We start from the raw sequence: 21,769 nt of genomic DNA, 5'->3' as shown, positions 1-21,769 counted from the left end.
ACCCGGTCAAACCCAGAGCCCCGCGCTGGCCCCCACCCGGCCTCAGCCCGACGCCCCAAGCAACCGCTCCGACAGCCCCTCGATCACCCGATGCACCGCGTCGCGACTGCCGAGGGCGATGCCCTCCGGTGCCTCGGCGCCCGCCTCGTCCAGGCCGAGCTGGTGGCGTCCGCGTTGCAGGGCGGTGCGCTCGGCGGCGCCGCGCTCGGAGAGCTGGTGCAGTCGTTCGCGGAAGTCGCGCTCCTCCAACAACGCCAGGAGCGGCGCCGTCTGCGCCGGTTGGAACGATGGCGGCGGCAACAGGGCGGGGATCGGCTCATTCTCACCGCCGTGGCGCACGCGCATGGCCTCCAAAAAATCTGCGATCCGCAGCAATGCCGTATCCGAGCTTGGCCCCGCATCCTTGGCGCCGTCCGCCTGGGAGCGGACCTGCGCCAGCGCCAGCCAGGCCAGGCCGCCCAGCACCAGCAGCGGGCGCTGGCGGTGGTGTTCCGCGACGGCGAGGATGGCCGCTGCCGGCTCGCCCGCTCGGCAGGCCCGGGCCAGGGCGCCGATCAGGCGCGTGCCGGCCTGATCCAGGCAGCGCTGACGCAGGCGTGCCTTGATGCGCTCCGGCAGTGGGAACCAGTCCCGCCGCAGGCGCGTCTCCAGCAGCAGGCGGCCCAGGTCCGGCTCCAGGGCGTCGATGCGGTGTTGCAGCGCTCGCGCCGCGGCCTGGAAGCGCGCTCGGGCGTCCTGCTGGCATGCGGCGCGGTCGTCCGGATCTTCCGCTGCGTCCAGGGCTTCGTCCAACTCCGCCAAGCAGGCGTCCAACCGCTGCGGAAAGCCGAACGCCTGCACGTCCGCGCCGGACGCCTCCACCAGCCCCAGCGCCGCCAGATACAGCACCCAGGCGTGGCCGTGGTCATCCGCCAGCGCCATGACCGACGGGCTGGTGAGCCGTGCGTGCAGCCGCCGCCAGGCATCCACCAGCAGGGGGTGCGGCGGTTGCGATGCGGCCAGGCTCAGGCGCTCGCGCAGCAGGAACAGCGCCGCCTTCAGCAGCGGTGCCAGGTGGCCGGCGTTGCGTCGTGTCGCCCAGGGCGGGGATGCGCCCTCCAGCAGGTCGCAGGCGCATCGCAGATGGTGCAGCTCGCCGCAGGCGATGAGTCGCGGCAGGTCCGCCGCCGCGGTGTCGCCGGCATAGTCACGCAGGGCCTGGGCCAGGTGCAGCCGATACCCGGCGCGCCCAACCAGCCGCCGCCATTGGGTCCATCGGCCATCGACGGGCACGTCCCCTTGTTTCTCCAGCAGCAGCGCATCCGCATCCATGGCGTGCCGGAGCAGGGCGTCTTGGGCCATGTCGTCGAGGACTGGCGGCAGGTCCCGGCGACCGGTGCAGAGCAGCGCATGGTACGGGCTCAGCTCCTGCTCCCAGAGGTCGGACAGATGCGCCAGCCCCAGCGGTTGGTGCAGCTCCATCGGTGCCGCCGGCGCGGAGCCGAGCACCAGCGCCGCCAGCAGCTGCAGAGGGTCATAGCCGTGGGCGCCCAAGCGCTCCAGCGCCTTGCCCAGGGCATCGCGATCCTGGTCGCGGGCGCGCTCGTCCCGGCTTGAGGGTGGCGCCGTCGGCGGGGCGGCGTCGGGCGGCGGGCGCAGCCGGGCCAGGGCGTCCGGCGCCAGCAGCCCCAGCAGCTCGGCGAGCCGTAGCGCCGCCTGTGCCCGCCGGGCCGGATCGGGGCAGCGGGTGACCGGAGCGGGCGTGGGCGACGGCAGCAGGTTGCCGTCCGCGCCGATGTGCAGCGCAAAGCCGGTGCCAGGCGCCTCAATGAGAGGTGCCGGCGGGATGTGTACCGACTGCGGCTCCTGCACCATCCAGAGCCGCTCCGGCGCCGGCCCCGCCGCCTCCCAGACCTTGATGTAACAGCCCTCCAGGCTCGAGGTGTCGGCGCTCTGGGACACCAGCAGCAGGCCCTGGCGGGGTCGCTTCAGCGCCGCCAGTGCTTGCAGCCAGGGGATGTCCTCGTCTGCGAGCCCGTCCATGTCCCGCAGCATCAGCAGCGCCAGGTCCGGCGGCGCGGCGAAGGCGTGCCGGCGCCCGAACAGCCGCCGCCGCAGCCAGCGCCGCCGCGCCCGCCGCTCCAGGTGCGCCGCCAGCCGCGCCAGCGGGCCGGGTTGGTGGCCGTCGTCCTGCTTGGATGAGAGAAAGGAGAACAGGTTGTTGACCAGCACGGCCCGCAGCCGGCGCTCCTGCCAGAAGCGCAGATGCAGCGCGCTGGGCAGGGCCAGGTTCAGGCCCTGCACCCAGAGCCACAGCGCCGCCAGCGGCCAGAGCAGCCAGGCCGGGGCGCCGAACACCCCGAGGCCGAGCCAGGCGTCCGCGAACCCGGCGCCCAGCGCCGCCGCCAGCGTCGGCCAGTCCGCGGGCGGGGCCTCGGCCAGCGTCAGCAGGTCCGCCCAGCGCAGCAGCCCCGCCTCCTGCGCGCCGATCAGCACCCCGCCCGCCAGCAACAGGGTCCACACGCCGAGCCCCAGCAGCGCCGCCGGCGGCAGGCCGCGGAGCAGGCGCCGCCGCTCCCGTCGGCGCGCCCGGCGCAGCTCGGGTGCGGACAAGGCGCCGGGCGCGCCGGCAGCGCGCCGCCGCCCGGTCGTCGCGCCCCACTTGCGCCCGCCGAAGGGCCAGCGGCGGACGCGCCGCCCGGCGCTCGCCTCCGCCAGGGCGCGCCGCAGCAACATCCGCTCCAGCGCCCGTCACAGGGCGGAGCCGGGTCGGCGGCCCGCCGCCGGCTCCGGCTCGGCGCCGACGGACGCCGCCAGGCCGTCGTCGGTCAGGCTCAGCTCCCAAGGCGCGTCCATCAGCACCACCGGCGCCTGCTCCCGGCCCAGGGCCGCATCCCGGCGCGCCAGTCGGTCCAGCCAGCGCTCCCGGTTGCGGGCATTACCGAGCTGCCGCAGCACCTTCGGCGTGTCCGGGAGCACGGAGAACAGGGCCAGCGCCCAGCATGGCCCCCGCCCGAAGGCCCCATCCAGCGCGTCCGTCTCCCGTTGCCGGCGCAGCCACTCCAGCACCCAGGCGTCGAGCCGGTCCGACAGCGGGTCCGGTGGCGTGGCGGGTTCCTCGGTGGACGGCTCGTCGGTTGCCCCCAGCGCCGGGTGTCGGCGGTCCGCCTCGGCATCTGGCCGGTACCGGGGGATGCTGAGGCCGCGGTGCTTGCGTCCGGTTGAGGCCTGTTCCGACTTTGGTCCGGCGTCCTCCGAGGCCCCAGCAACGCCACGGTCCGCAGAGCGGACCCTGCGAGCACCGTAGGGTCCGCTCTGCGGACCAATGCCGGGCCTGTCACCCTCACCACCGGCATCCGCCGCCACAACCTCATCCGCCCACCGCAGCTCATACAACTGCGGCGCGTCGGCCTCATCCACTGGCGACTCCGCCGCAACTGGCGTCTGCGCACCATCGCCCCCGCCATCCTCAGCCTCCGCCGGGCGCACCACCGCCGCCGGCCCCGCCCAGAACCGCCGCAGGCAACCGCGGCAGCCGCTGCCGAGGAAGTCCGCCAGCCGCGCCGCATCGGCCACCCCGGCCTCCGTCAGCGCCCGCACCAGCGCCGCATCCGGGCGCGCCGCCAACCGCTCCGCCGCCAGCTCGGCGGGGTCCTTCGGCGGCTTGGTGTAATGGCTGTGGATCTCCACCCGGCTCGGGCCGAGGGGGCGCGGCTCCGTCTGTTCCTTGCGGGCGATCTCGTTGGTCAGCCCGTTGGCCCAGCACCAGTTGCCCTCGGCTTGGCCGTCGGAGGACAGATAGCGAATACCGAATCCACCGTTCTGATGACAGCGATTAGCGAGCAGGGTGGGCCTGGACGGGGCTTCGGGTGCGTCCTTGCTCCGTTGCAGCGCGATGCCGTAGAGCGCATTCCCCCAGCAGTCGTTGCCCTCGGCGTGGCCGTCGGAGGAGAAGTAGCTGATGCCCGCTTCGCCATTGTCGTGGCAGCGGTTGGCGAGCAGGGTGGGGCTGGATGGGGCTTCGGGTGCGTTCTCGCTCCGTTGCACCGCGATGCCGAAGCGGGCATTCCCCCAGCAGTCGTTGCCCTCGGCGTGGCCGTCGGAGGAGATGTAGAGTATACCCGCTTCGCCGTTGTCGTGGCAGCGGTTGGCGAGTAGGGTGGGGCTGGACGGGTCTTCGCAGGCGTCCGAGTACCGTGTCACCGCGATGCCGTCGGCGGCATTCTCCAAGCAGTCGTTCCCTTCGGCGTGGCCGTCGGAGGAGCCGTAGACGATGCCCGCTCCGCCGTTGTCGTGGCAGCGGTTGGCGATGAGGTCGGCGGAGCAGGCGCGCGTCGGGGTCGTGCTGTCGCGGAAGAGCGCGATGCCGGACCACAGGTTCGTGCACAGCCGGCACCCGCTCACCCGCAGGCCGACGCTGGATATCGCGCTTAGGCCATGGCGGCAGCCGACCGAAGCGCAGTGCGTCACCTGGCAATCGTCGCTGCGCTGCAGCTGCAGCCCAGGGGCCAGCCTACCACCGTCCTCGCAGCGGCAGTGCCGAACCTCGACGCCGGTGCTGTCGATGACGTGGATCAGCGCCGTGTCGGGCCTTTTCAGCGCGTCCTGCTCGGCGATGTCCGGCCAATGCCCCACCGGGTGCAGCCCGAGGACGCGGGCGCCGTCGGCCCGCTCCAGGCGCAGCGCGGAGCCGTCGCCGTGCCAGTCCAGCCGCACCGGCAGCCCCGCGCCGGGCTGCGCCGCCGGCGCCGTTGCGGCCTCCGCCGCGGCGTCCGCCGGTGGCAGCCCCGCCGCCGCCAGCGTGACGCCGGGCGGCACCCGCAGCGGCACCTCGCCCCGGTAGGTGCCGGGCGCGATCTCCACCCGCGGCCCCGGGCCGTCGCCGGCCTCCGCGCCGGTGGAGTCTGCGCTCTGTGACGCTGCCAGGGTCCGGGCAGACACCAGCACCCGCGCCTGCTCCAGCGCCGCGACGATGCCGTCCCAGCCCGCCGTCGGGTCGCAGCGGATCACCTGCCCCATCTCGTCGTCCGCGTTGTCCGCCATGTCCACGTGAGCCCCGAAACCACTTGATAACGCGAAGATCCCTGTCCGAAGCAACGACCCGGTGGCAGCGCCACCAAGCGCAGGCACATCCGCCGCCGGCCGAGACGGCGGATGCGCCGCCGCCTATCCGGCTACGATGTGTCCGGCTGTTTCCGGATCGACTTATCAGCAAAGTGTCGCATGAGTCGTGCCCCAACGGCCTCCGCGATGCCGTCATCGACCGCGTCGAAGCATCACCGGCGCAACCACGACCAGGACCTGGGTGTGATCCGGTAGTGGCGGCATGGGCGACATCGGTGGCATGGGGATGATGTAACAGCGGATTTTTCGCCTGACGGCGAAAACTCCGCTATGGTCGCCAGGGACGGCGAGGCAAAAGGCCCCGCTCAAGCGGGGCCTTTTACCTTTTTGGGGACTACGCAATTCAAGCCCGCTCGTGACACCGCTCCGCGGTGTCACGGATCGACGGGCGCTCTGCCCCTTGCCGAAGACCTTCGTGGGGCGACCGGCAGCTGCCGCATGTCACGGACTTGCCGGCGCGCTGCACGCCCGGATGCCCGCGGGTACCGAGCGGCAGGGCCCGGAGAGATGGATGACTCGGGGAATGACGCAAGACCCGGATTCCGCTTCGCTGCATCCGCGCTGCGGCGCTCTTCACGTTTCGAAGATGGCGCTTCTTCGCTAGTATCCGGCGGGTCGGATGGCCCGGGCAGCCGCCGCCGACGTGCCGACCGTCAAGCTGCCAGCCACCACAGGAGGTCGCGCCGTGGAAGCACTGCAACTCAAGACCATCGACGATCTTCTCACCAGCCCCGAGGAGCGTGTCGAGCTCATCGACGGCGAGGTCGTGCGTCGGCCGATGGCGCGGCTCAAGCACGGTGTGGTCCAGGGCAATGCCCGGACCGAGCTCAGCTCCTTCACCCGCGGCTCCGATCCCGGTGGCTGGTGGATCGCGACCGAGGTCAGCGTCGCTTACGAGCCACACCAGTGCCCGAGTCACGATCTCGCGGGTTGGCGCAAGCAGCGTCTGCCGAGTCTCCCGACCGGCGTGGTGGATCTTGCCCCGGACTGGGTCTGGGAAATCGTCTCCCCCGGGCACGAGCGAAAGGACACAGTACAGCTACCGCTGCTGCTGCAGCGCCATCGGGTGCCCTTCTACTGGCTGATCTGGCCGGAGGAAGGCGCGCTGGCCGCGCACGAGCTGGAGGGCAACAGCTACCGCGTCATTGCCAAAGTCACGGAGCCGGGGAAGGTGCGAATCAGGCCGTTTGCCGAGATCGAGCTGGATGTTGGTTTCATCCTTGGTTTGACGGAGTGATGCGGGAGCGCGCGCAACCATGAGCGAACAGGGCGTGCCCGGATATCGCGTCTCGCCGCCGGGCTCAGTCGCCACGCTTTCTCCTCCCAACGGAACGCCGCGATCCCTCGCGGCGGATCAACTGTCAAGTGCCGATCAATTGCCGCATCCCTGGCCGGTGCCCAAGTCGCGTTTGGCCATCGATCCCCGGCGCCGGCGCAGTCCGGCGAACGACAGGCCCGCGACCGCGAACAGGAGCGCCGTCGCGGGCGCGCTGACGAAGGCGGTGATCGGGATCTGGCTCAGGCTGACCGTGCCGGCGCTGACGAAGTCGAGGCCGGTGAAAAACGCGAAGGGATCGTTCGGGTCCAGCAGGGCGTCGGTCTCGATGCCCAGGATGCGGAAGCGGTCCACGCCGGCGGTGGCGAACATGTGCTCCGTGCCGGCCGCTAGGGTGTCGGTTTCCAGATTCCAGTCAATGCCGCTCCAGAGGTACAGCTCGAACAGGTTGTCGCCGACCTCCGGCAGGGTGACACCGGCGATGTTGGGCCCGGCGTCGACGATGTAGTCGTAGCCGATGGCCACCAGCGGGTCGAAGAAGGTCCAGCTGCCGGGCTCCACGTCCACGTCGGTGAAGTCCCAGCCGCCGGTCGTGGGATCGGGGTCGGGAACCAGCGGATTGTCTGGGGTGGAGCCGGGCTGTGGAATGGTCTCCTCCTCAAGTATCCGGAACGCGTTGATGATCGCCTGCCTGCCGATCTCGGTGTCGTCGGCGCTCGCAGCGATCCACGCCGCGGCGCCCGCAGGCGCTATGCTTATGGCGAATCCGTGTTCCTGAAATGCCGATGACCGCTCCAGCGCCCGACACCGATCAGGCCCCGCTGACCCGCGACACGCCCTTCATGGCGGCGGTGCTGCGGCTGTTCGGGATCATCGCCGAATCGCTGCCCGACGGCCTCCCGGAGCCGGTTGATGTCTTCATCGCGGGTGGCGTCGCGCTGCATGCGCTGACGGGCGCGCGGGTGTCGCAGGACGTGGACAGCATCTTCTCGCACCGGATTCTGGTGCCCCAGGATCTCGTGGTCGGGTGGCGGGACGAGCAGGGTGTCCGGCGCTCGCTTTGCTTCGACTACAACTACGCGCCGGTGTTCGGACTCCTGCACCCGGACTACGCCGCGCGTGCGATCCCGGTGGCCTGGAGACATCCGAAGCCGTTGCGCCTGTACGTGCTGGCCCCGGCCGATCTGGCAATCACCAAGCTTGCCCGGTTCGCGGACAACGACCGCGGCGACATACGTCTGCTGATCGAGCGGGGCTTGCTGACCGACGCGCCGGGTTTCCGCCTGCTGGCCACCGAGGCGTTGTCCTACTACGTCGGCAACGACGCGTTCATCGTCGCGAACCTGGATCAGGTCACCGGATGGATTCAATCCGAGCACCCGACTGCATGACGCGCGGCGATGAAGCAGACGGGTTCCAGGCGAGATTCCTGGCCATCTGCCGGCAAGCGGCGGGAACGGACACGCGCGCGCTCCAGCAGGAGGTCGCCGTGCTGACCCGGGCGATGCTCGACGGCTGGTGCCCGCGCCTGGATTGCGCCGGCGGCACCGCGACGGATCTCGAGGGTGCGGCTGCCTGCCGGGCAGGCTATTGGCTCACGCTGGCCGCGGGCCTCAGCAACGACCCCATCGGGGCCGCCGGGCTGCGCGCATGCGCCGCACGACTGCGCCCCCTATGCGGCACGGACCGTCGGGCCGTGCTGCGGTTCTATCCACCCGCGCCGGGCCAACCGACGCCCGGGCATGACGAGCTGGCACGGGACTGGGGGCTCGCCGTGGGCCTGCGCCCCATCGAGCTGCTGCAGACCCTGGAGCGGCAGCGGCTGCTGGGCGGGAGCCCCGCCCTATGAGCCGGAGCGCGGCCGGATGAGCGCCTGGGGCTGGCGGAAGAGCCGGCGCAAGAGCGAGTCGCAGTCAGTGCGGGCTGGCGAGCGCTTGCGCAGTGGCGCGCTCTGCACGCAGCGGGTGGTCCTGGGGATGCGACATCTTCGGAACCCGCGGCATGATCAGCTGCGACGCGACTGTGCCACAACCCTGTGTAGGTCGGGTCAGCGCGCCGTAACCCGACGCGGGGCTCGCGCAGTGCCGAAGTCATCGAACCTCTGCCGGTGTTGCGCAGGATATCGGTTATGTGTCCGAGCAGGTGGCCTTGCGCGGGCGGATGGTCCGCACAGCGGACCCTACGGGTGTCGTCTTGACCTTGCCGCGCAGGCGGCCAGGCCGCAGTGGTGCGCTTGCCTGGGGTGCTGCCGGAGCCAGGCGAGGCACGAGCTGGACGCTGCCGGCATCGCCGTTCGAGATGTCGACCTCTTCACCGGCTTGTGCGGCGTCGATGAGGGCCTTGCGACGGGTCTCGCCGGTGCGAAGGCCGCGGTCGTCCTGTCGCCTGCGCCGTTCTGGGGTCGCCGACGGCGGGGGCAACTCCGGCTGCAACGCCAGCAGCGGCGAGTATTGCGGCATGGGCGGCATGGGGATGATGTAAGCTCTGCGCTCTGGCGCCGCGCTCGCGGCGCTTGAGCCGAGTCCGGTACGGATGCTGGCCAAGAAGCCCCGCTTCGGCGGTCCGTCTGTTTTCGCTGAGCTCAGTCACGGAGGCGCTGCCATGACCGATTCCGAGTCGGCACAGGATTGTTACTTCTGCCGTGTCATTCGCGGCGAGACCGACCCGTTCATGTTCGAGAATGCCTCCTTCGTGGGCGTTTTCGACACCCATCCCGTGAATCCGGGCCATGCACTGCTCATCCCGAAGCGGCACGTCCTGTCGATCTTCGATCTCGATGACGCGGAGCAGGCGGACTATTTCGATGCGCTGCGGGGCGTCAGGCGCGTGATCGAAGCAACCGACCTGCGGGGTCTGTACCAGGAAATGCTTGGCCGGGATTACCTCAGGGACAGGCCCAAGGATCAGATCGAAACGGTCCTGGGGCTGGATTTCCTGGCGCGCAGGCCGGACGCGTACACCGTCGGCAACAACGATGGCAGAGCCGCGGGCAGGAGCATCGACCATCTGCACGTGATCGTCCTGCCGCGCTACCACGGTGACGTCGAGAATCCGAAAGGCGGCATTCGCAACGTGATCCCTGAGCGCGCGAGCTATCCGCGGCGCTGAGGCCTGTTTCCCTGCGCGGCGCTCGATTGCCGAACAGGCTCAATGACAACAAATCGGGTGAAGAAATACGGTGACTGAAGAAATACGGTGACGGTAACCCTATTTGTTGTCGATCGAGCACGCTGCCCCACAGCCTCCTGCCGCCGGCCCCAGGCTTGAGCGGGGCCGTTGGGGCAGTGCAGCTTAACGCCGTCAGCCGAGCACGGGCGTGCTCGGCCCCACCGCGATACGCGCGGGCTCCAGGGGCTTGCCGCTGTCGAAGGTCTCATCCATGAACTTAAGCGCCCGGTCTTTGGTGCGGATGAAGTGGGTCTCGTCCAGCAGGTGGAACATTCGCCCGCGGCGCAGGGTGTCGTAGACCTGGGCCTTGAGGCTTGAGAAGTAAATCTCCACGCCATTGTCCCGGAAGGTCTCGATGACATCGCGCAGGCGCTCTTCGCCGGTGACGTCCACGTCGTTGATGCTGCTGCCGTCCACCAGCACGGCCCGGGCCTGCGGGTTCTTGGCGCGGGCCTCCAGCAGCACGTCCTCGAAGCGCGAGGCGTTGACGAAGTTAAGGGAGCCGTCGAAGCGCACGACGATGTAATTCTGCCCGATGGGCGCCACGTCGTTCATGCTGACGCCGGCGAGGCGCCCTTCCGCGTCCAGGCCCAGAATGTCCGTGCGCGGCTTCATGGTGCGCACCAGGAAGAGCACGATGGCGAGCCCGGCACCGAGCAGAATGCCGTTGGCGAGCTGCGGCGCCATGGCCAACGTGGCGACGAAGGTGATGACGCCGACGATGGCCTCCTGCCGCTCGATCTCCCAGGCGCGCACCAGCGCCCGCACGTTGATGAGTCCGAAGACGGCCATCATCACGATCACCGCCAGCACCGCCTGCGGCAGGTGGTAGAGCAGCGGCGTCAGGAAGAGCAGCACCAGCATGACGCCGACGGCGCTGAAGATGGCGAACATACCGGTCTTGGCGCCGTTCTTGGCGGCCACGGCCGAGCGCGAGAACGACCCGCTGACCGTGTAGCTGCTGAAGAAGCTGCCGACGATGTTGGCGAGGCCCTGGCCCACCAGCTCCTTGCTGGTGTCCACCCGCTCCTTGGTCTGGGCGGCGATGGCCTTGGAGATGGAGGTGGCCTCCATGAAGCCGATCAGCGCCATCACCAGCGCCGACGGCAGCAGGGTCCAGAAGAAGTCCATGCGCAGCTCCGGCAGCTGGAAGCTCGGCAGTCCCGCTGGGATGGCGCCCACCACGGCGCCGCCGCCCATCATCTTCACCTCGTCGCCTGCGACCTGACTGATGCGCCAGGTGCGCCCGTCCGCGTCCAGGTTGGCCGGCACGTCGCCGCGTGGATAGAAGATGTCCTGCCCGTCCGCGGTGACCGCGTGCTCGAAGCGCAGATTGTGCAGCGCTACCTGCCGCTCGTTGTTGGCGCGCTTGCGTTGATCCAGCTCGCGGTTCAGCACCCGCAGGTCCGCCTCCAGCAGGGCGCGCTCGGCGAAGTGCTCCGGCTCCCCCGCGGCCTTGAGGCTGCGGATCTCCTGGTTGAGCCGGGCGGTGGTGCTGCCCAGCGTGTCGATGGCGCGGACGGTGCCGGCATAGTCCTGCGCCAGCTCCCGGGCCTCCTGGTCCTGGATGGCGCTGACGGGTACCGTCGCATTCCGCTCGAAGCCGATGGCCCAGCTCACCAGTGTCGTCAGCACCACCGCCAGCAGCACGCCGGGCACCTTGGGGATGATGCGGCGGGCGCCGAGGATGATGGCGAAGGTGGCCACCGCGAACAGCAGCGTCGGTAGGTGGGTCTCCGGCAACTGCTCGACGACGTTCCAGAGGTCCAGCACGAAGTTGTCCGTGCGCGGGAAGGGCACGTTCAGGAGCTTGCTCAGCTGCGACAGGCCGATGATCAGCGCCGCCGCATTGGTGAAGCCCACGATCACGGGGCTGGAGAGGAAATTCACCAGGATGCCCATGCGCAGCAGCCCGAGCAGCAGCCGCAGCACGCCGACCATCAGCGCCAGCATCACGGACAGGACGATGAAGTCCTCGCTCCCGAGCGCCGCAAGCGGCAGCACCGCCGCCGCCGACATGAGCGACAGCATGGCCACCGGCCCCGTGTGCAGCTGCGGCAGCGAGCCCCACAGGGAGGCCACGATCACGGGCATGAAGGAAGCGTAGAGGCCGTAGACCACCGGCAGGCCCGCGAGCTGCGCATACGCCATGCTCTGGGGCACCAGCACCAGCGCCACGGTGATGCCGGCGATGAGATCGCTGCGCAGCTTGTCCCCGGACAACGGGAACCAGCGCAGGAAGGGAAACAGGGTCGTCAGCAGGTTCGCGGGCATGATGGGTCTCGCGGCGCGTTCCTTGAAGAAAAACCCCAATGTTAGCGGAGCAAAACCTGACACGGCATTGATGATGCCGCTTTGTGCGATCGAGAATCGTCTATGGGTATGGCTGAAGCCTCGCGGGTCAGCGGGACTTGCGTCGCTGATGTCAGGCCATCCCGGCAGTCCGGCCAGGCACAGGCAAGCCCGCGCGCTGTGGCGCGAGCGGGCTCGGGCTGTCGGAGTCCGGTGCTGGGACCGTGATCAGAACCTGGTCACCACGACGTTCACACCGTCTTCGGCGCCGAGGTCGAAGGTGTTACCGGATACCTGGTTGATGGTGCCGATCTGCTCGACGACGAAGGCCGGGTCTGCGGCGGCGTTGATGACCAAGCCGTTGTCGGCGCCGTCGCTGACCACCAGGGTGGCCGCATCCGGGCGCGTTACCGAGATCCCTTCGGACGGCGACAGGATGGTGAGATTCGCGTTCAGGAAGCTCACCTGAAGCGACGACGGATCGCGGTTCGCCTCCACGAAGGACGACGCCGCGCCCACGGCGCCCGTGCGGACCTTCTCCACCAGGCTCGACGCCGTGGTCCTGGCCGTGGTCGCGATCTCCCGCGCCCGCTCGCTGTCCGCGGCCTCTTTGATCGAGGCGATGGCCTTGTCCAGTTGCTCTTTCCAGTTCATCGGTGACCTCCAGTTGGCTCTTGTGATGCGCAGGGCGCGCACCCTGCGCAGTGTAGTGCCTGCCGCAACGGCCGGTATCGGACGGAAGCTGATTCGCCGGATTTCCGGAAGACCGGTGTCACCGATGGCAGACCTGGCGAGCGCTGCGTCGGCGCCGAGCGCCTCTGCGCAGCAGCCGCGCGGACGCGGGGCCGAGCCGCAGCATTCCCGGCGCTGTTGCCCGGCCCGCAGGCTGCGTCACCCGTGCTCGGCGACCTCAGTCATCGTCGTCATCGTCGTCATCATCATCATCGTCGTCGTCATCATCCATCTCGCCGCAGCCGCCGACGGCGCCGGCGACGAAGACGGCGACCGCCGCCTGCGACACCCGGGTCAGGAATGCACGGCGATCAGCGCTACCGGCCACGTGCTGCTGGTGGGCCGGCGGGCTCTGTTCAGGCTTGGTCTCGGCGTTGGACATGATCAACACTCCACATGCGTTGGAATAAGGAGTCGTGCGGAACCGGGAGATTGCTCCGGGGCTCCTGAGTATGCCGCCGGCAAATACGACGTTGCAGCATGGCAACAGGGGCCTTATCGCATCCGCCGGCGTGCGTTCGCTGACTTAGCGCCCATGCGCCTTCGGCACCTGAATGCGCCGCCACAGGCGCCCGTCGCGCTTGAGCAGATCGCCGGCGGCGGGCGGTCCCCAGGTGCCGGCGGCGTAGTTGGGGAATTCGCGGGGCGGCAGGGCTGCCCAGACGTCAAGCACGGACTGGACGATCTCCCAGCCCTTCTCCACCGTGTCGGCGTGCTTGTACAGCGTCGCGTCGCCCTTCATGCAGTCGTAGATGAGGGTCTCGTAGCCGGTGGCGGGCTTGTTGCCGAAATAGTCCTCGTAGCAGAAGTCCATGTTCACGGCGCCGATGCGCATGGTGGGCCCTGGGATCTTGGCGCCGAGGCTCATCTGGATGCCCTCGTTCGGCTGAATGCGCAGGACGACCATGTCCGGCTCCAGGTCGTCCACCTCGGTGTCCTGGAACATGATGGTGGGCGCCTTCTTGAATTGAATGGCGACCTCGGTGTACTGCGCCGTGAGTCGCTTGCCGGTGCGTAGGTAAAAGGGCACCCCGGCCCAGCGCCAGTTGTCCATGCCGAGCTTGAGCGCGGCAAAGGTCTCCGTGTGGCTGTTCGGGTCGACCCCAGGTGAGGCGCGATAGGCCGCCACCTGCTCACCGCTCGGCATGGTGCCGGCACCGTATTGCCCGCGCACCGCGTGGGTCAGCACCTGTTCCGGGGTCAGCGGGGTAATGGCGTCCAGCACCTTGTTGACCTCGTCGCGGAGCGCCGTGGCCTCGAAGGAATTCGGCGGCTCCATGGCGAGGAACCCGAGCAGCACCAACAGATGATTCGGGATCATGTCGCGCATGGCGCCGGCTTCTTCGTAATAGGCGCCGCGGTGCTCGACACCGACGGACTCGGCGACCGTGATCTGCACATGGTCGATGTGATTGCGGTTCCACAGCGGCTCGATGAAGCCGTTGGCGAACCGAAACACCATGATGTTCTGGACGGTCTCCTTGCCCAGGTAATGGTCGATGCGGTAGATCTGGTCCTCGTCCAGGTTCTTGTGCAGATGGTTGTTGAGCGCGATGGCGGAGTCGAGATCCCGACCGAAGGGCTTTTCGATAATGACGCGTCGCCAGTCCTCTTCTGTCTCGTGCAGCAGGCCCACATCGCCGAGGTAATCCGCCACCCTGGAGAAGAGGCTCGGCGGGATGGCCATGTAGAAGAGATAATTCCCCTCGGTGGCGCGCTCGGCGTCGATGCGGCTCAGGCGCTCGCAGAGCCGCTCGTAGTCGTGTGGGTCCAGCATGTCGATCTTCATGTACTGGAGCCGCTCGCAGAGCTGATTCCAGACGCTGTCGTCGAAGACCTCCCCCACATGGTCACGGATCTGCTCCCCCATGAGGTTGCGGAAGGCGTCGTCGTCCATGTCCAGCCGATCGAGCCCAAGCATGACGAAGCTGTCCGGCAGCAGCTTGGCATTGCAGAGGTGGTAGAGCGCCGGCACCAGCTTGCGCTTGGTCAGGTCGCCGCCGGCGCCGAAGATGATCATGACATTCGGCGGCGCCGGCGGGGCCTCGGTGTAGTCGGTCTGCATCAGGGACATGGTGCGGGTCCTTGGGGTGTCTGGTTGGCGCTGCGCAAGCGCGCTTATCGGGCGTCTCGGTGTCAGTACGCAGGAGTACGAAGTGCGGAGTACGGTACGGCCGAGTCGGAGTGCGGCGGGTCAGCGTTGATTTCCAAGTGAGGAGTCGTGCGGCGTACACAGCCTGCAATGCCGAAGCCGCGCAGCCTCCGTACCCGTGCCCCGTACTCCGCACTACTTACGCCTCACTCTGAATCCCCGGTCCTCATCCGCAATCAGCACCACAATACCAAGCCCTCAGGACTCCGCTTTCTCATGATGCCCACCAAACTGGTAGCGCATGGCGGACAGAATCTTGTTGGCGAAGTCCGCCTCGCCGCGGGAGGTGAAGCGCTCGTACAGCGCGGTGGTCAGCAGCGGCGCCGGGGTGCCGGTCTCGATGGCGGCCTGGCAGGTCCAGCGGCCCTCGCCGGAGTCCGACACCCGCCCGCCGAAGCTGCCGAGGTCGTTGTCCTCGTGCAGGGCGATGGCGGTGAGGTCCAGCAGCCAGGAGGCCACCACGCTGCCGCGGCGCCAGACCTCGGCGACGTCGGCGAGGTTGAAGTCGTATTGATAGTGCTCGGGGTTGGCGAGCGGCGCCGTCTCGGCGTCGATGACCTGGTCCTCACGGCCGATGCCGGCATGCCTGAGGATGTTCATGCCCTCGGCGTAGGAGGCCATCAGCGCGTACTCGATGCCGTTGTGCACCATTTTGACGAAGTGCCCGGCGCCGCTCGGCCCGCAGTGGAGGTAGCCCTGCTCGGCGGGGGTGGGCTCGCCGCTGCGCCCGCGGGTGCGCTCGATGTCGCCCATGCCGGGCGCCAGATCTTTGAAGATGGGGTCGAGTCGCTCGACGGCATCGGTGTCGCCGCCGATCATCAGGCAGTAGCCGCGCTCCCGGCCCCAGACGCCGCCGGAGGTGCCGCAATCCAGGAAGTGGACCCCGATGTCACGCAGGGATTGCTGGTGGCGGATGTCTTCCTGGTAGTTGGAGTTGCCGCCGTCGATGATGGTGTCGTCGGCCTGCAGGTGCGGGCGCAGGTCGTCGATGACTTTATCCACCACCGCCGCCGGCACCATGATCCACACCGAGCGCGGCGGGGTGAGCTTGGCGCAGAGGTCCTGGATGCTGTCCGCACCCGTGGCGCCGTCCTGCGTCAACGCCTGCACCGCATCCGGATTCATGTCGAAGACGACGCAGTCGTGCCCGGCGGCCATCAGCCGCTGGACCATGTTGGCGCCCATGCGCCCGAGGCCGATCATGCCGAGTTGCATCTGCTTGGCTCCTCTAGTTGCCGGAGGTGAATGGAATCGGGCTGTGCGTGCGCAGGCGCTGGGTGGACGGCTTGCTTGCCGGGCGCTCTCGATGAGCCGATTCTTCGGCTCTATGCTCAGCGCCCTTCCAGCACCACCACGCTGCGCGGTCCGACGCGATAGCGCCCATTGTGCACGGCGGGCTGCTGCTCGGGTGCGTGCACCGCGGGGGCGCGCCCCGTATCCACGGCCAGGAACCAGCCGCGGCCGTCCAGCGGCGGCAGCGCGAAGTCCAGCTCGCCGTCCCACATGTTCAGCATCACATGCAGGTGCGGCTCGTCCTCGGCGAGGCCCGCCAGCATGAAGGCGAGGGTGCGGGTGTTGCCGTCGTCCCAGCCCGGGTCGTCCAGCCTCACGCCGTGCCAGCTGATGTCCGGCGGCGCACCCTCGCGGTCCGGCTTGCCCGTGAGGAAGCGGCGGCGGCGCAGCGTCGGATGGCGCTTGCGAAAGGCGATCATGGCCCGCGTGAAGTCGAGCATGTCGCGGTTGTCTTCCGCCAGGCGCCAGTCGATCCAGGACAGCTCGTTGTTCTGGCAATAGGTGTTGTTGTTGCCCTGCTTGGTGCGCAGCAGCTCGTCGCCGGCGAGGATCATGGGCACGCCCTGGCTCAGCAGCAACAGGGCCATCAGGTTCTTTGCCTGGCGGCGGCGCAGCGCGTTGACCGCCGGGTCGTCCGTCGGCCCCTCGACGCCGCAGTTCCAGCTCAGGTTGTGATTGTGGCCGTCGCGGTTGTTCTCGCCGTTGTCCAGGTTGTGCTTCTTGTTGTAGGCGACCAGGTCGTAGAGTGTGAAGCCGTCGTGGCAGGTGATGAAGTTGATGGAGTTGGCCGGCAGTCGCGCACGGTGCTCGTAGAGGTCGCTGGAGCCCGCGATACGCGTGGCCACCTGCTGCACCAGGTCCGTGTCGCCGCGCACGAAGCCGCGCATCACGTCGCGGTAGTGACCATTCCATTCCGCCCAGCGGAAGCCCGGGAAGTCCCCCACCTGGTACAGGCCCACGGCGTCCCAGGCCTCGGCGATGATGTGCGCGCGCCCGAGCTCGGGTGAGAGCTCGACTGACCAGAGCACCGGCGCGTGGTGCTCCGGCTCGCCGTCTTCGCCGCGGGCCATGGCGCTCGCCAGGTCGAAGCGGAAGCCGTCCACGTGCATGTCATGCGCCCAGTAGTGCAGGCTGTCGATGACGTAGCGGGTCACCAGCGGGTGGTTGCAGTTCACCGTGTTGCCGCAGCCGGTGTAGTCGCGGTAGCGGCTTTTGTCGCCGAAATCCAGGTGATAGAAGATCTCGTTGCCCATCCCCTTGAACGAGATGGTCGGTCCATCGGCACCGCCCTCCGCGGTGTGGTTGTAGACCACATCCAGGATCACGCCGATGCCGGCCTTATGCAGCGCCTTCACCATGTCGCGGAACTCGTCCCGCGCGTGCTTGGGATCGGTGGCGTAGTGCGGATGCGGCGCGAAGAAGCTGTGGGTGCTGTAGCCCCAGAAGTTCTCCAGGCCCAGCGAGGCCGTCTTGGGCGGCACGTCCTGAAGGTCGAAGGCCATCACCGGCAGCAGCTCCACGTGCGTGATGCCGAGGTCCTTGAGGTACGGGATCTTGTCGATGACGGCGCTGAAGGTGCCGGGGTGGGGCGTGTCCGCGGACGGGTGGCGCGTGAAGCCGCCCACGTGCATCTCGTAGATCACCGCCTCCGTCAGCGGCACGTGCAGGTGGCTGTCACCCTCCCAGTCGTAGTCGTCGCGCACCAGCTGCGAGCGCATGGCCGTCGCCAGGTTGTCGCCCGGGCGGCTCGCGGCGTCCCGGTCCCAGAGCCGGTCGTCCACGGCCACGGCCCAGGGGTCCAGCAGGAGCTTGTCGCGGTCGAAGCGGCAGCCGCTTGCAGCGGTGTCCGTGGGGCCGTCCATGCGCCAGCCGTAGCAGGTGCCGTCGGGGAGGTCTTCCACCAGCACGTGCCAGAAGAAAAAGGTCTTGTGGACGCGGGGGTCCAGCTGGATGACCTGGAAGGGCTTCGGGCTCGCCGGCCCGTCGAACAACAGCAGCTCCACGGCCGTCGCGTGCCGTGAGAAGCAACAGAAGTTGACGCCCCCGTCAATGAACCTGGCACCGCTCAGGTCCCAGGTGCCGGGTTGGGTGCTGTAGCTGCGTTTGGGCATGGGGCTCCGTGGCCTGGTCTGCTGTGGATGGGCGGGCCGCTTGAAACCGGCTGCCGCGCGGCAGGGGCCGACGGAGGCCGGCTGCCGCGAGGGGTTGGGGGCACTGGCCCGCGCTGCCGTGCGGCCCCATGTTAAGGCGCCTTGGACTGGACTGCATGTCCATTCGTTGACGACATCAGACGACGCGAGGCCGGCACCCGCCGGCGGCTGGAGGCGAGACGCAGATGAACTATTGCAGCCACTGCGGCGAGGCGGTGACGGTGCGCGTGCCCGCGGGTGACAACCTGCCGCGGCACGTCTGCGACGCCTGCGGTGCGGTGCACTATCAGAACCCGAAGATCGTTGTCGGCTGCATTCCGGAGTGGGACGACCGCATCCTGCTCTGCAAGCGCGCCATCGAGCCCCGTCTTGGCCTCTGGACCCTGCCCGCGGGCTTCATGGAGAACGGCGAGACCGTGCAGCAGGGCGCCGCGCGGGAGACGCTGGAAGAGGCCCGCGCCGAGGTCAGCGTCGGCGCGCTCTACGCGCTGTTCAATCTGCCGCACATCAACCAGGTCTACATGCTGTTTCGTGCGCGGCTGAAGAACCTGGACTTCGGGCCTGGTGCCGAGAGCCTGGAAGTCGAGCTGATGCGCGAGGAGCAGATCCCCTGGGACGACATCGCCTTCCCCGTCATCAGCGAGTCGCTCCGGCTCTACTACCGCGACCGCAGCGCCGGCCGGTTTCGGCTGCGCAGCGGCGCCATCGAGCGCCTGCCTGTCCCGGAGCGGCGCTACCAAATCCATGTCTATGACGACGACGCCCGCTGACCGCAACGGAAACCCGTCGGCCGCCGAGACCCACGCGACGACGGGACAGGGAACTTGCCGCCCGGCAAGGCCGCGGACTGCGGCGGGAGGGCGCCCGGCTCGGGTCCTTGTGAGTCGCGAGTCCGGCGTCGCGGGCAGTGGGGCAGGTTGCGGGCAGGTTGCGACGAAGACAGCTCGCCACGTACACCCACCCTCGGCTGCCTAAGGTCGATGGCGCGCGTGACCTGTGCGCGCCGCCGCGCCGGCGGCGGGCCGTTTCGTCGCGCGGCTTGAGCCCGTCAGGCGCTGGGTCAGGCGCTGGGTCAGGCGGTCTCGGCCTCCCGCTCGCGCAGCTCGGCAAGCCAGGCGCGCTGGGCCTCCCGGCGGCGTCGCTTCTCCAATGCCGCGCGGATGCGGTCCTTGACCTGCGGGAAGGGCAGGGCGCGGGCGGGCTCGATGCACTCACAGAGCAGGATGTGGAAGCCGAGCTCGGACTCCACCGGGGCGCTGACGGTGCCTGCATCCAGCTCGAACAGGGCGGCATCCACCTCCGGGTAGAGCCGGCCGCGGACGAGGTCGCCGAGCTTGCCCTCTTCCATGGCTGTGGGGCACTCCGAGTGGCGGCGGGCGAGGCGGGCGAAACGCTGCACCAGGTTGTCGGTGCCGCCCTCGTGCAGCTTCGCTGCGAGCGCGTCGGCGCGGGCGCGCGCGGCGTCGCGGGTGTTCTCGGCGTAGTCGGCGTTGACGGTGATGAGGATGTGCCGGGCGCTGCGGCGCTCGGGGGACTGGAAGCGATCCGCGTGGAGCTCGTAGAAGAGGCGGGCGTCGGTGTCGTTGACGGCGGCGTGGCGGGCGCCGACGCGCTGCATCACGGCGTCGAAGGTGAGCTCGCGGCGCAGGGCGGCGCGCAGCCCGTCGGGGGTGAGGCCGTTACGGGCGAGGTCGGCCTCGAATTCCGCCGGGTCGTCGAAGCGACCGGCGACGGCGTCCAGGCTCTGCTGGAGGCTGGCGCTGGGGATGACGATGTCGGCGGCCTCGTCGGCGCCCAGCACCAGGGTCTCCAGCGCGAAGGTCTGGTCCGCCTGGGCCGCGGCGGCGGCGCGCTGGGTCGCGTCGAGCGCCGGGATATTGCACTGGAAGCGCTCGGTGGCCGCGCGCAGCAGGTGGTAGCGGTAGGCGGCTTCGGCCTCGGTGGCGGCGGGGTCGGCTTTGCTCATGCGGCATCCTCCTGGGCGGCTGGGCCGTCAGCGGGCGGCGGAGCGTCGCCGACTGCTGTCGGTGGCGCGTCCAATGCGGATTCCGGCACCTGCAGCGTGTTACAGCCGGGGAAGTCCACATAGTAAGCGACATCGCCGGGGCTGCCGTCCGGGCGCGGGGCACCACGCAGCACCCGGGCGATCTCGCCGACGGTGCCGGGCTGCACCAGCACCCGGCCGCCGGCGCCGAGGGCCACCCGGGCGGCGACCTTCTCGCGGGCCTCGAACAGGCTCGGCGTCCAGGGCTCGGCGGCGGGCTGGAGCTCTTCCTCGCGGCAGCCGACGATGCGGTCCTGCTCCAGGAAGTGCACCGTGTAGATGATCTGGTCCTGCAGGAAAGTGCCGACGTCGCGCACGAAGCCGGTGCTGCCCCGGCGCACCAGCAGTGCGCCGGTGGCCGCGCCGGGGAAGGTGCCGTCGTTGCGCACATTGCGCAGGACGCGCACCTCGGCGCCGTAGTCGAACTTAGGACGCATGATCGGCAGTGCCCTCGGCGGCGGGCTGGAGCGGGGTCTGGGCCGGGGTTGGGGCCGGGGTTTGGGGCCGGGCCGCGAGCAGCTCGTCGAGGCCGACATTCAGGCTGCGCGGCTCGTGCATCCGGAACACGGCGAAGACCTTCTCGGTGCGGGCGTCGGAGCTGACGAAGTCCTGGTAGGCGGCGGTGAGCAGGGCGGCGTAACGCTCGAAGCGGGCGTTGGGGTCCGCGGGCGCGTCGTCCTCGGCATCCAGGTAGTCGTGAAAGCGCTGCAGGATGTGCAGGCGGTTCACATGCACCACCGCGGGGTCGAAGGGCACGGCGAAGAAGGTCAGAAAGTCCTCGGCGCTCTCCAGCTCGTCGAGGGCGTCGTCGAAGTCGTCCAGGGTCTCGGGCGGCGTGATGCTGGGCATGGCGGTTCTCCAGGCTGTGGTTGGCGGCGGGGGTGACTGGCTGTGGCCGCGGGCTGTGCTCAGGCGTGGGCGTGATGGGCCTCGGGTCATGAGGACGCGGGCTCCGGGCTGTCCGATGGCGCCGCGGCGCGGATCCAGCGCACCTTGTTGCCGTGCGCGGCGGCCGCCTCGCGGCCGACGGCGTCCTCGGCCCAGCGCAGCAGCACGGCGGCGCCGAGGCGGTCTTTGCTGTCGAAGGCGACGGCCTTGGCGAGACGCTCGCGGGCCGCGGCGGGCCGGTCCAGGCGCAGCAGCAGGTAGCCGGCGCCCTTCAGTGCCATGAGCAGAAAGCGTGTCAGGGGCATGGACTGCTGCACGGCGTGGCCGAAGCGGGCGTCGTCGAGCCGGCGCCAGTCGGGGTCGATGCCGAGCTCGCGGGCGGCGACGACGATGCAGCGCTCGGCGATGTCCAGCGCGGCCTCGCAGCGGTGACGATAGAAGAAGAACCGGTACAGGGCCACCAGCACGGTGAGGTGGTCCGGTACCAGGAGCTGCGCGCGCATGAGTCGCCGCTCGGCGGCAGCCGGGTCCTCGGCGTAGAGGTCCGCTGCCTCCTCGATGAGTGCGGCCACGGTCGCCGGCAGCGGCCGCTCGAAGTACATCTCATCGACGGTGATGTCGAGCAGGTCCATGGCGCCTGGGTCGGGCTCGGAGCGCTGAATGGGGACGCG

19 protein-coding genes are annotated in these 21,769 nt (G+C 69.4%); 5 read left to right on the top strand and 14 right to left on the bottom strand.

Going from position 1 to position 21,769, the window contains the following annotated elements:
• Positions 1–42: 42 nt before the first annotated feature.
• The gene (locus tag QZ607_RS02100; RefSeq protein WP_295879109.1) at positions 43–2,715 is read right to left on the bottom strand and encodes a hypothetical protein; all 2,673 of its coding nucleotides are present in this window, start codon (positions 2,713–2,715) and stop codon (positions 43–45) included.
• Positions 2,716–2,730: 15 nt separating this feature from the next.
• On the bottom strand, positions 2,731–5,022 hold the full coding sequence (locus tag QZ607_RS02095; RefSeq protein ID WP_295879106.1) for a right-handed parallel beta-helix repeat-containing protein: 2,292 nt from the start codon (positions 5,020–5,022) through the stop codon (positions 2,731–2,733).
• Positions 5,023–5,788: 766 nt separating this feature from the next.
• Here QZ607_RS02095 and QZ607_RS02090 point away from each other — a divergent pair.
• Positions 5,789–6,340 (top strand): Uma2 family endonuclease, encoded by a 552-nt coding sequence (locus QZ607_RS02090; protein ID WP_295879103.1) that lies wholly within the window; start codon positions 5,789–5,791, stop codon positions 6,338–6,340.
• A gap of 135 nt (positions 6,341–6,475) precedes the next feature.
• Here QZ607_RS02090 and QZ607_RS02085 read toward each other — a convergent pair whose 3' ends face one another.
• The gene (locus QZ607_RS02085) at positions 6,476–6,946 is read right to left on the bottom strand and encodes a hypothetical protein (protein ID WP_295879098.1); all 471 of its coding nucleotides are present in this window, start codon (positions 6,944–6,946) and stop codon (positions 6,476–6,478) included.
• Between the two features lie 218 nt (positions 6,947–7,164).
• Here QZ607_RS02085 and QZ607_RS02080 point away from each other — a divergent pair, with 218 nt between their 5' ends.
• Both QZ607_RS02080 and QZ607_RS02075 read left to right on the top strand, forming a co-directional pair.
• The gene (locus tag QZ607_RS02080) at positions 7,165–7,770 is read left to right on the top strand and encodes a DUF6036 family nucleotidyltransferase (RefSeq protein ID WP_295879095.1); all 606 of its coding nucleotides are present in this window, start codon (positions 7,165–7,167) and stop codon (positions 7,768–7,770) included.
• A complete protein-coding gene (locus tag QZ607_RS02075; protein WP_295879092.1) occupies positions 7,767–8,228 on the top strand; it encodes a hypothetical protein in 462 nt (153 codons plus the stop codon). Before QZ607_RS02080 ends, QZ607_RS02075 begins: the two co-directional genes overlap by 4 nt.
• Before the next feature lie 277 nt (positions 8,229–8,505).
• Here QZ607_RS02075 and QZ607_RS02070 read toward each other — a convergent pair whose 3' ends face one another.
• Positions 8,506–8,847, bottom strand: a complete 342-nt coding sequence (locus QZ607_RS02070; RefSeq protein ID WP_295879091.1) for a hypothetical protein — start codon at positions 8,845–8,847, stop codon at positions 8,506–8,508.
• A gap of 133 nt (positions 8,848–8,980) precedes the next feature.
• Between QZ607_RS02070 and QZ607_RS02065 the strand changes: the two genes are divergently transcribed.
• Positions 8,981–9,487 (top strand): HIT family protein, encoded by a 507-nt coding sequence (locus QZ607_RS02065; RefSeq protein WP_295879342.1) that lies wholly within the window; start codon positions 8,981–8,983, stop codon positions 9,485–9,487.
• A gap of 192 nt (positions 9,488–9,679) precedes the next feature.
• Here QZ607_RS02065 and QZ607_RS02060 read toward each other — a convergent pair whose 3' ends face one another.
• From QZ607_RS02060 to glgX, 6 genes are all read right to left on the bottom strand, one after another.
• Positions 9,680–11,821 (bottom strand): SulP family inorganic anion transporter, encoded by a 2,142-nt coding sequence (locus QZ607_RS02060; protein WP_295879089.1) that lies wholly within the window; start codon positions 11,819–11,821, stop codon positions 9,680–9,682.
• A 246-nt stretch (positions 11,822–12,067) separates the two neighbouring features.
• Positions 12,068–12,493, bottom strand: coding sequence for a hypothetical protein (locus QZ607_RS02055; protein WP_295879087.1), 426 nt, complete (start codon positions 12,491–12,493; stop codon positions 12,068–12,070).
• A 256-nt stretch (positions 12,494–12,749) separates the two neighbouring features.
• Entirely contained in the window at positions 12,750–12,953 is a 204-nt protein-coding gene (locus tag QZ607_RS02050; protein WP_295879085.1) for a hypothetical protein, read from the bottom strand.
• Positions 12,954–13,097: 144 nt separating this feature from the next.
• Entirely contained in the window at positions 13,098–14,645 is a 1,548-nt protein-coding gene (gene zwf / locus QZ607_RS02045; protein WP_295879083.1) for a glucose-6-phosphate dehydrogenase, read from the bottom strand.
• Between the two features lie 276 nt (positions 14,646–14,921).
• Positions 14,922–15,938 (bottom strand): phosphogluconate dehydrogenase (NAD(+)-dependent, decarboxylating), encoded by a 1,017-nt coding sequence (gene gnd / locus QZ607_RS02040; protein ID WP_295879080.1) that lies wholly within the window; start codon positions 15,936–15,938, stop codon positions 14,922–14,924.
• Positions 15,939–16,054: 116 nt separating this feature from the next.
• Complete coding sequence (gene glgX / locus QZ607_RS02035; protein WP_295879077.1) at positions 16,055–18,127, bottom strand: glycogen debranching protein GlgX; 2,073 nt, start codon at positions 18,125–18,127, stop codon at positions 16,055–16,057.
• Between the two features lie 224 nt (positions 18,128–18,351).
• Here glgX and QZ607_RS02030 point away from each other — a divergent pair, with 224 nt between their 5' ends.
• A complete protein-coding gene (locus tag QZ607_RS02030; protein WP_295879074.1) occupies positions 18,352–18,936 on the top strand; it encodes an NUDIX hydrolase in 585 nt (194 codons plus the stop codon).
• 302 nt (positions 18,937–19,238) lie between these two features.
• Here QZ607_RS02030 and nifM read toward each other — a convergent pair whose 3' ends face one another.
• From nifM to QZ607_RS02010, 4 genes are all read right to left on the bottom strand, one after another.
• Entirely contained in the window at positions 19,239–20,132 is an 894-nt protein-coding gene (gene nifM, locus QZ607_RS02025; RefSeq protein WP_295879071.1) for a nitrogen fixation protein NifM, read from the bottom strand.
• Positions 20,129–20,647, bottom strand: coding sequence for a nitrogen fixation protein NifZ (locus QZ607_RS02020; protein WP_295879068.1), 519 nt, complete (start codon positions 20,645–20,647; stop codon positions 20,129–20,131). Before QZ607_RS02020 ends, nifM begins: the two co-directional genes overlap by 4 nt.
• Complete coding sequence (nifW, locus tag QZ607_RS02015; protein ID WP_295879065.1) at positions 20,637–21,059, bottom strand: nitrogenase-stabilizing/protective protein NifW; 423 nt, start codon at positions 21,057–21,059, stop codon at positions 20,637–20,639. Before nifW ends, QZ607_RS02020 begins: the two co-directional genes overlap by 11 nt.
• Positions 21,060–21,145: 86 nt before the next feature.
• Complete coding sequence (locus tag QZ607_RS02010) at positions 21,146–21,730, bottom strand: hypothetical protein (RefSeq protein ID WP_295879063.1); 585 nt, start codon at positions 21,728–21,730, stop codon at positions 21,146–21,148.
• Positions 21,731–21,769 lie beyond the last annotated feature (39 nt).

Source organism: uncultured Thiohalocapsa sp. (assembly GCF_913063425.1).
GTDB lineage: Bacteria > Pseudomonadota > Gammaproteobacteria > Chromatiales > Chromatiaceae > Thiohalocapsa.
This window is presented reverse-complemented; position numbering and strand designations above follow the sequence as displayed.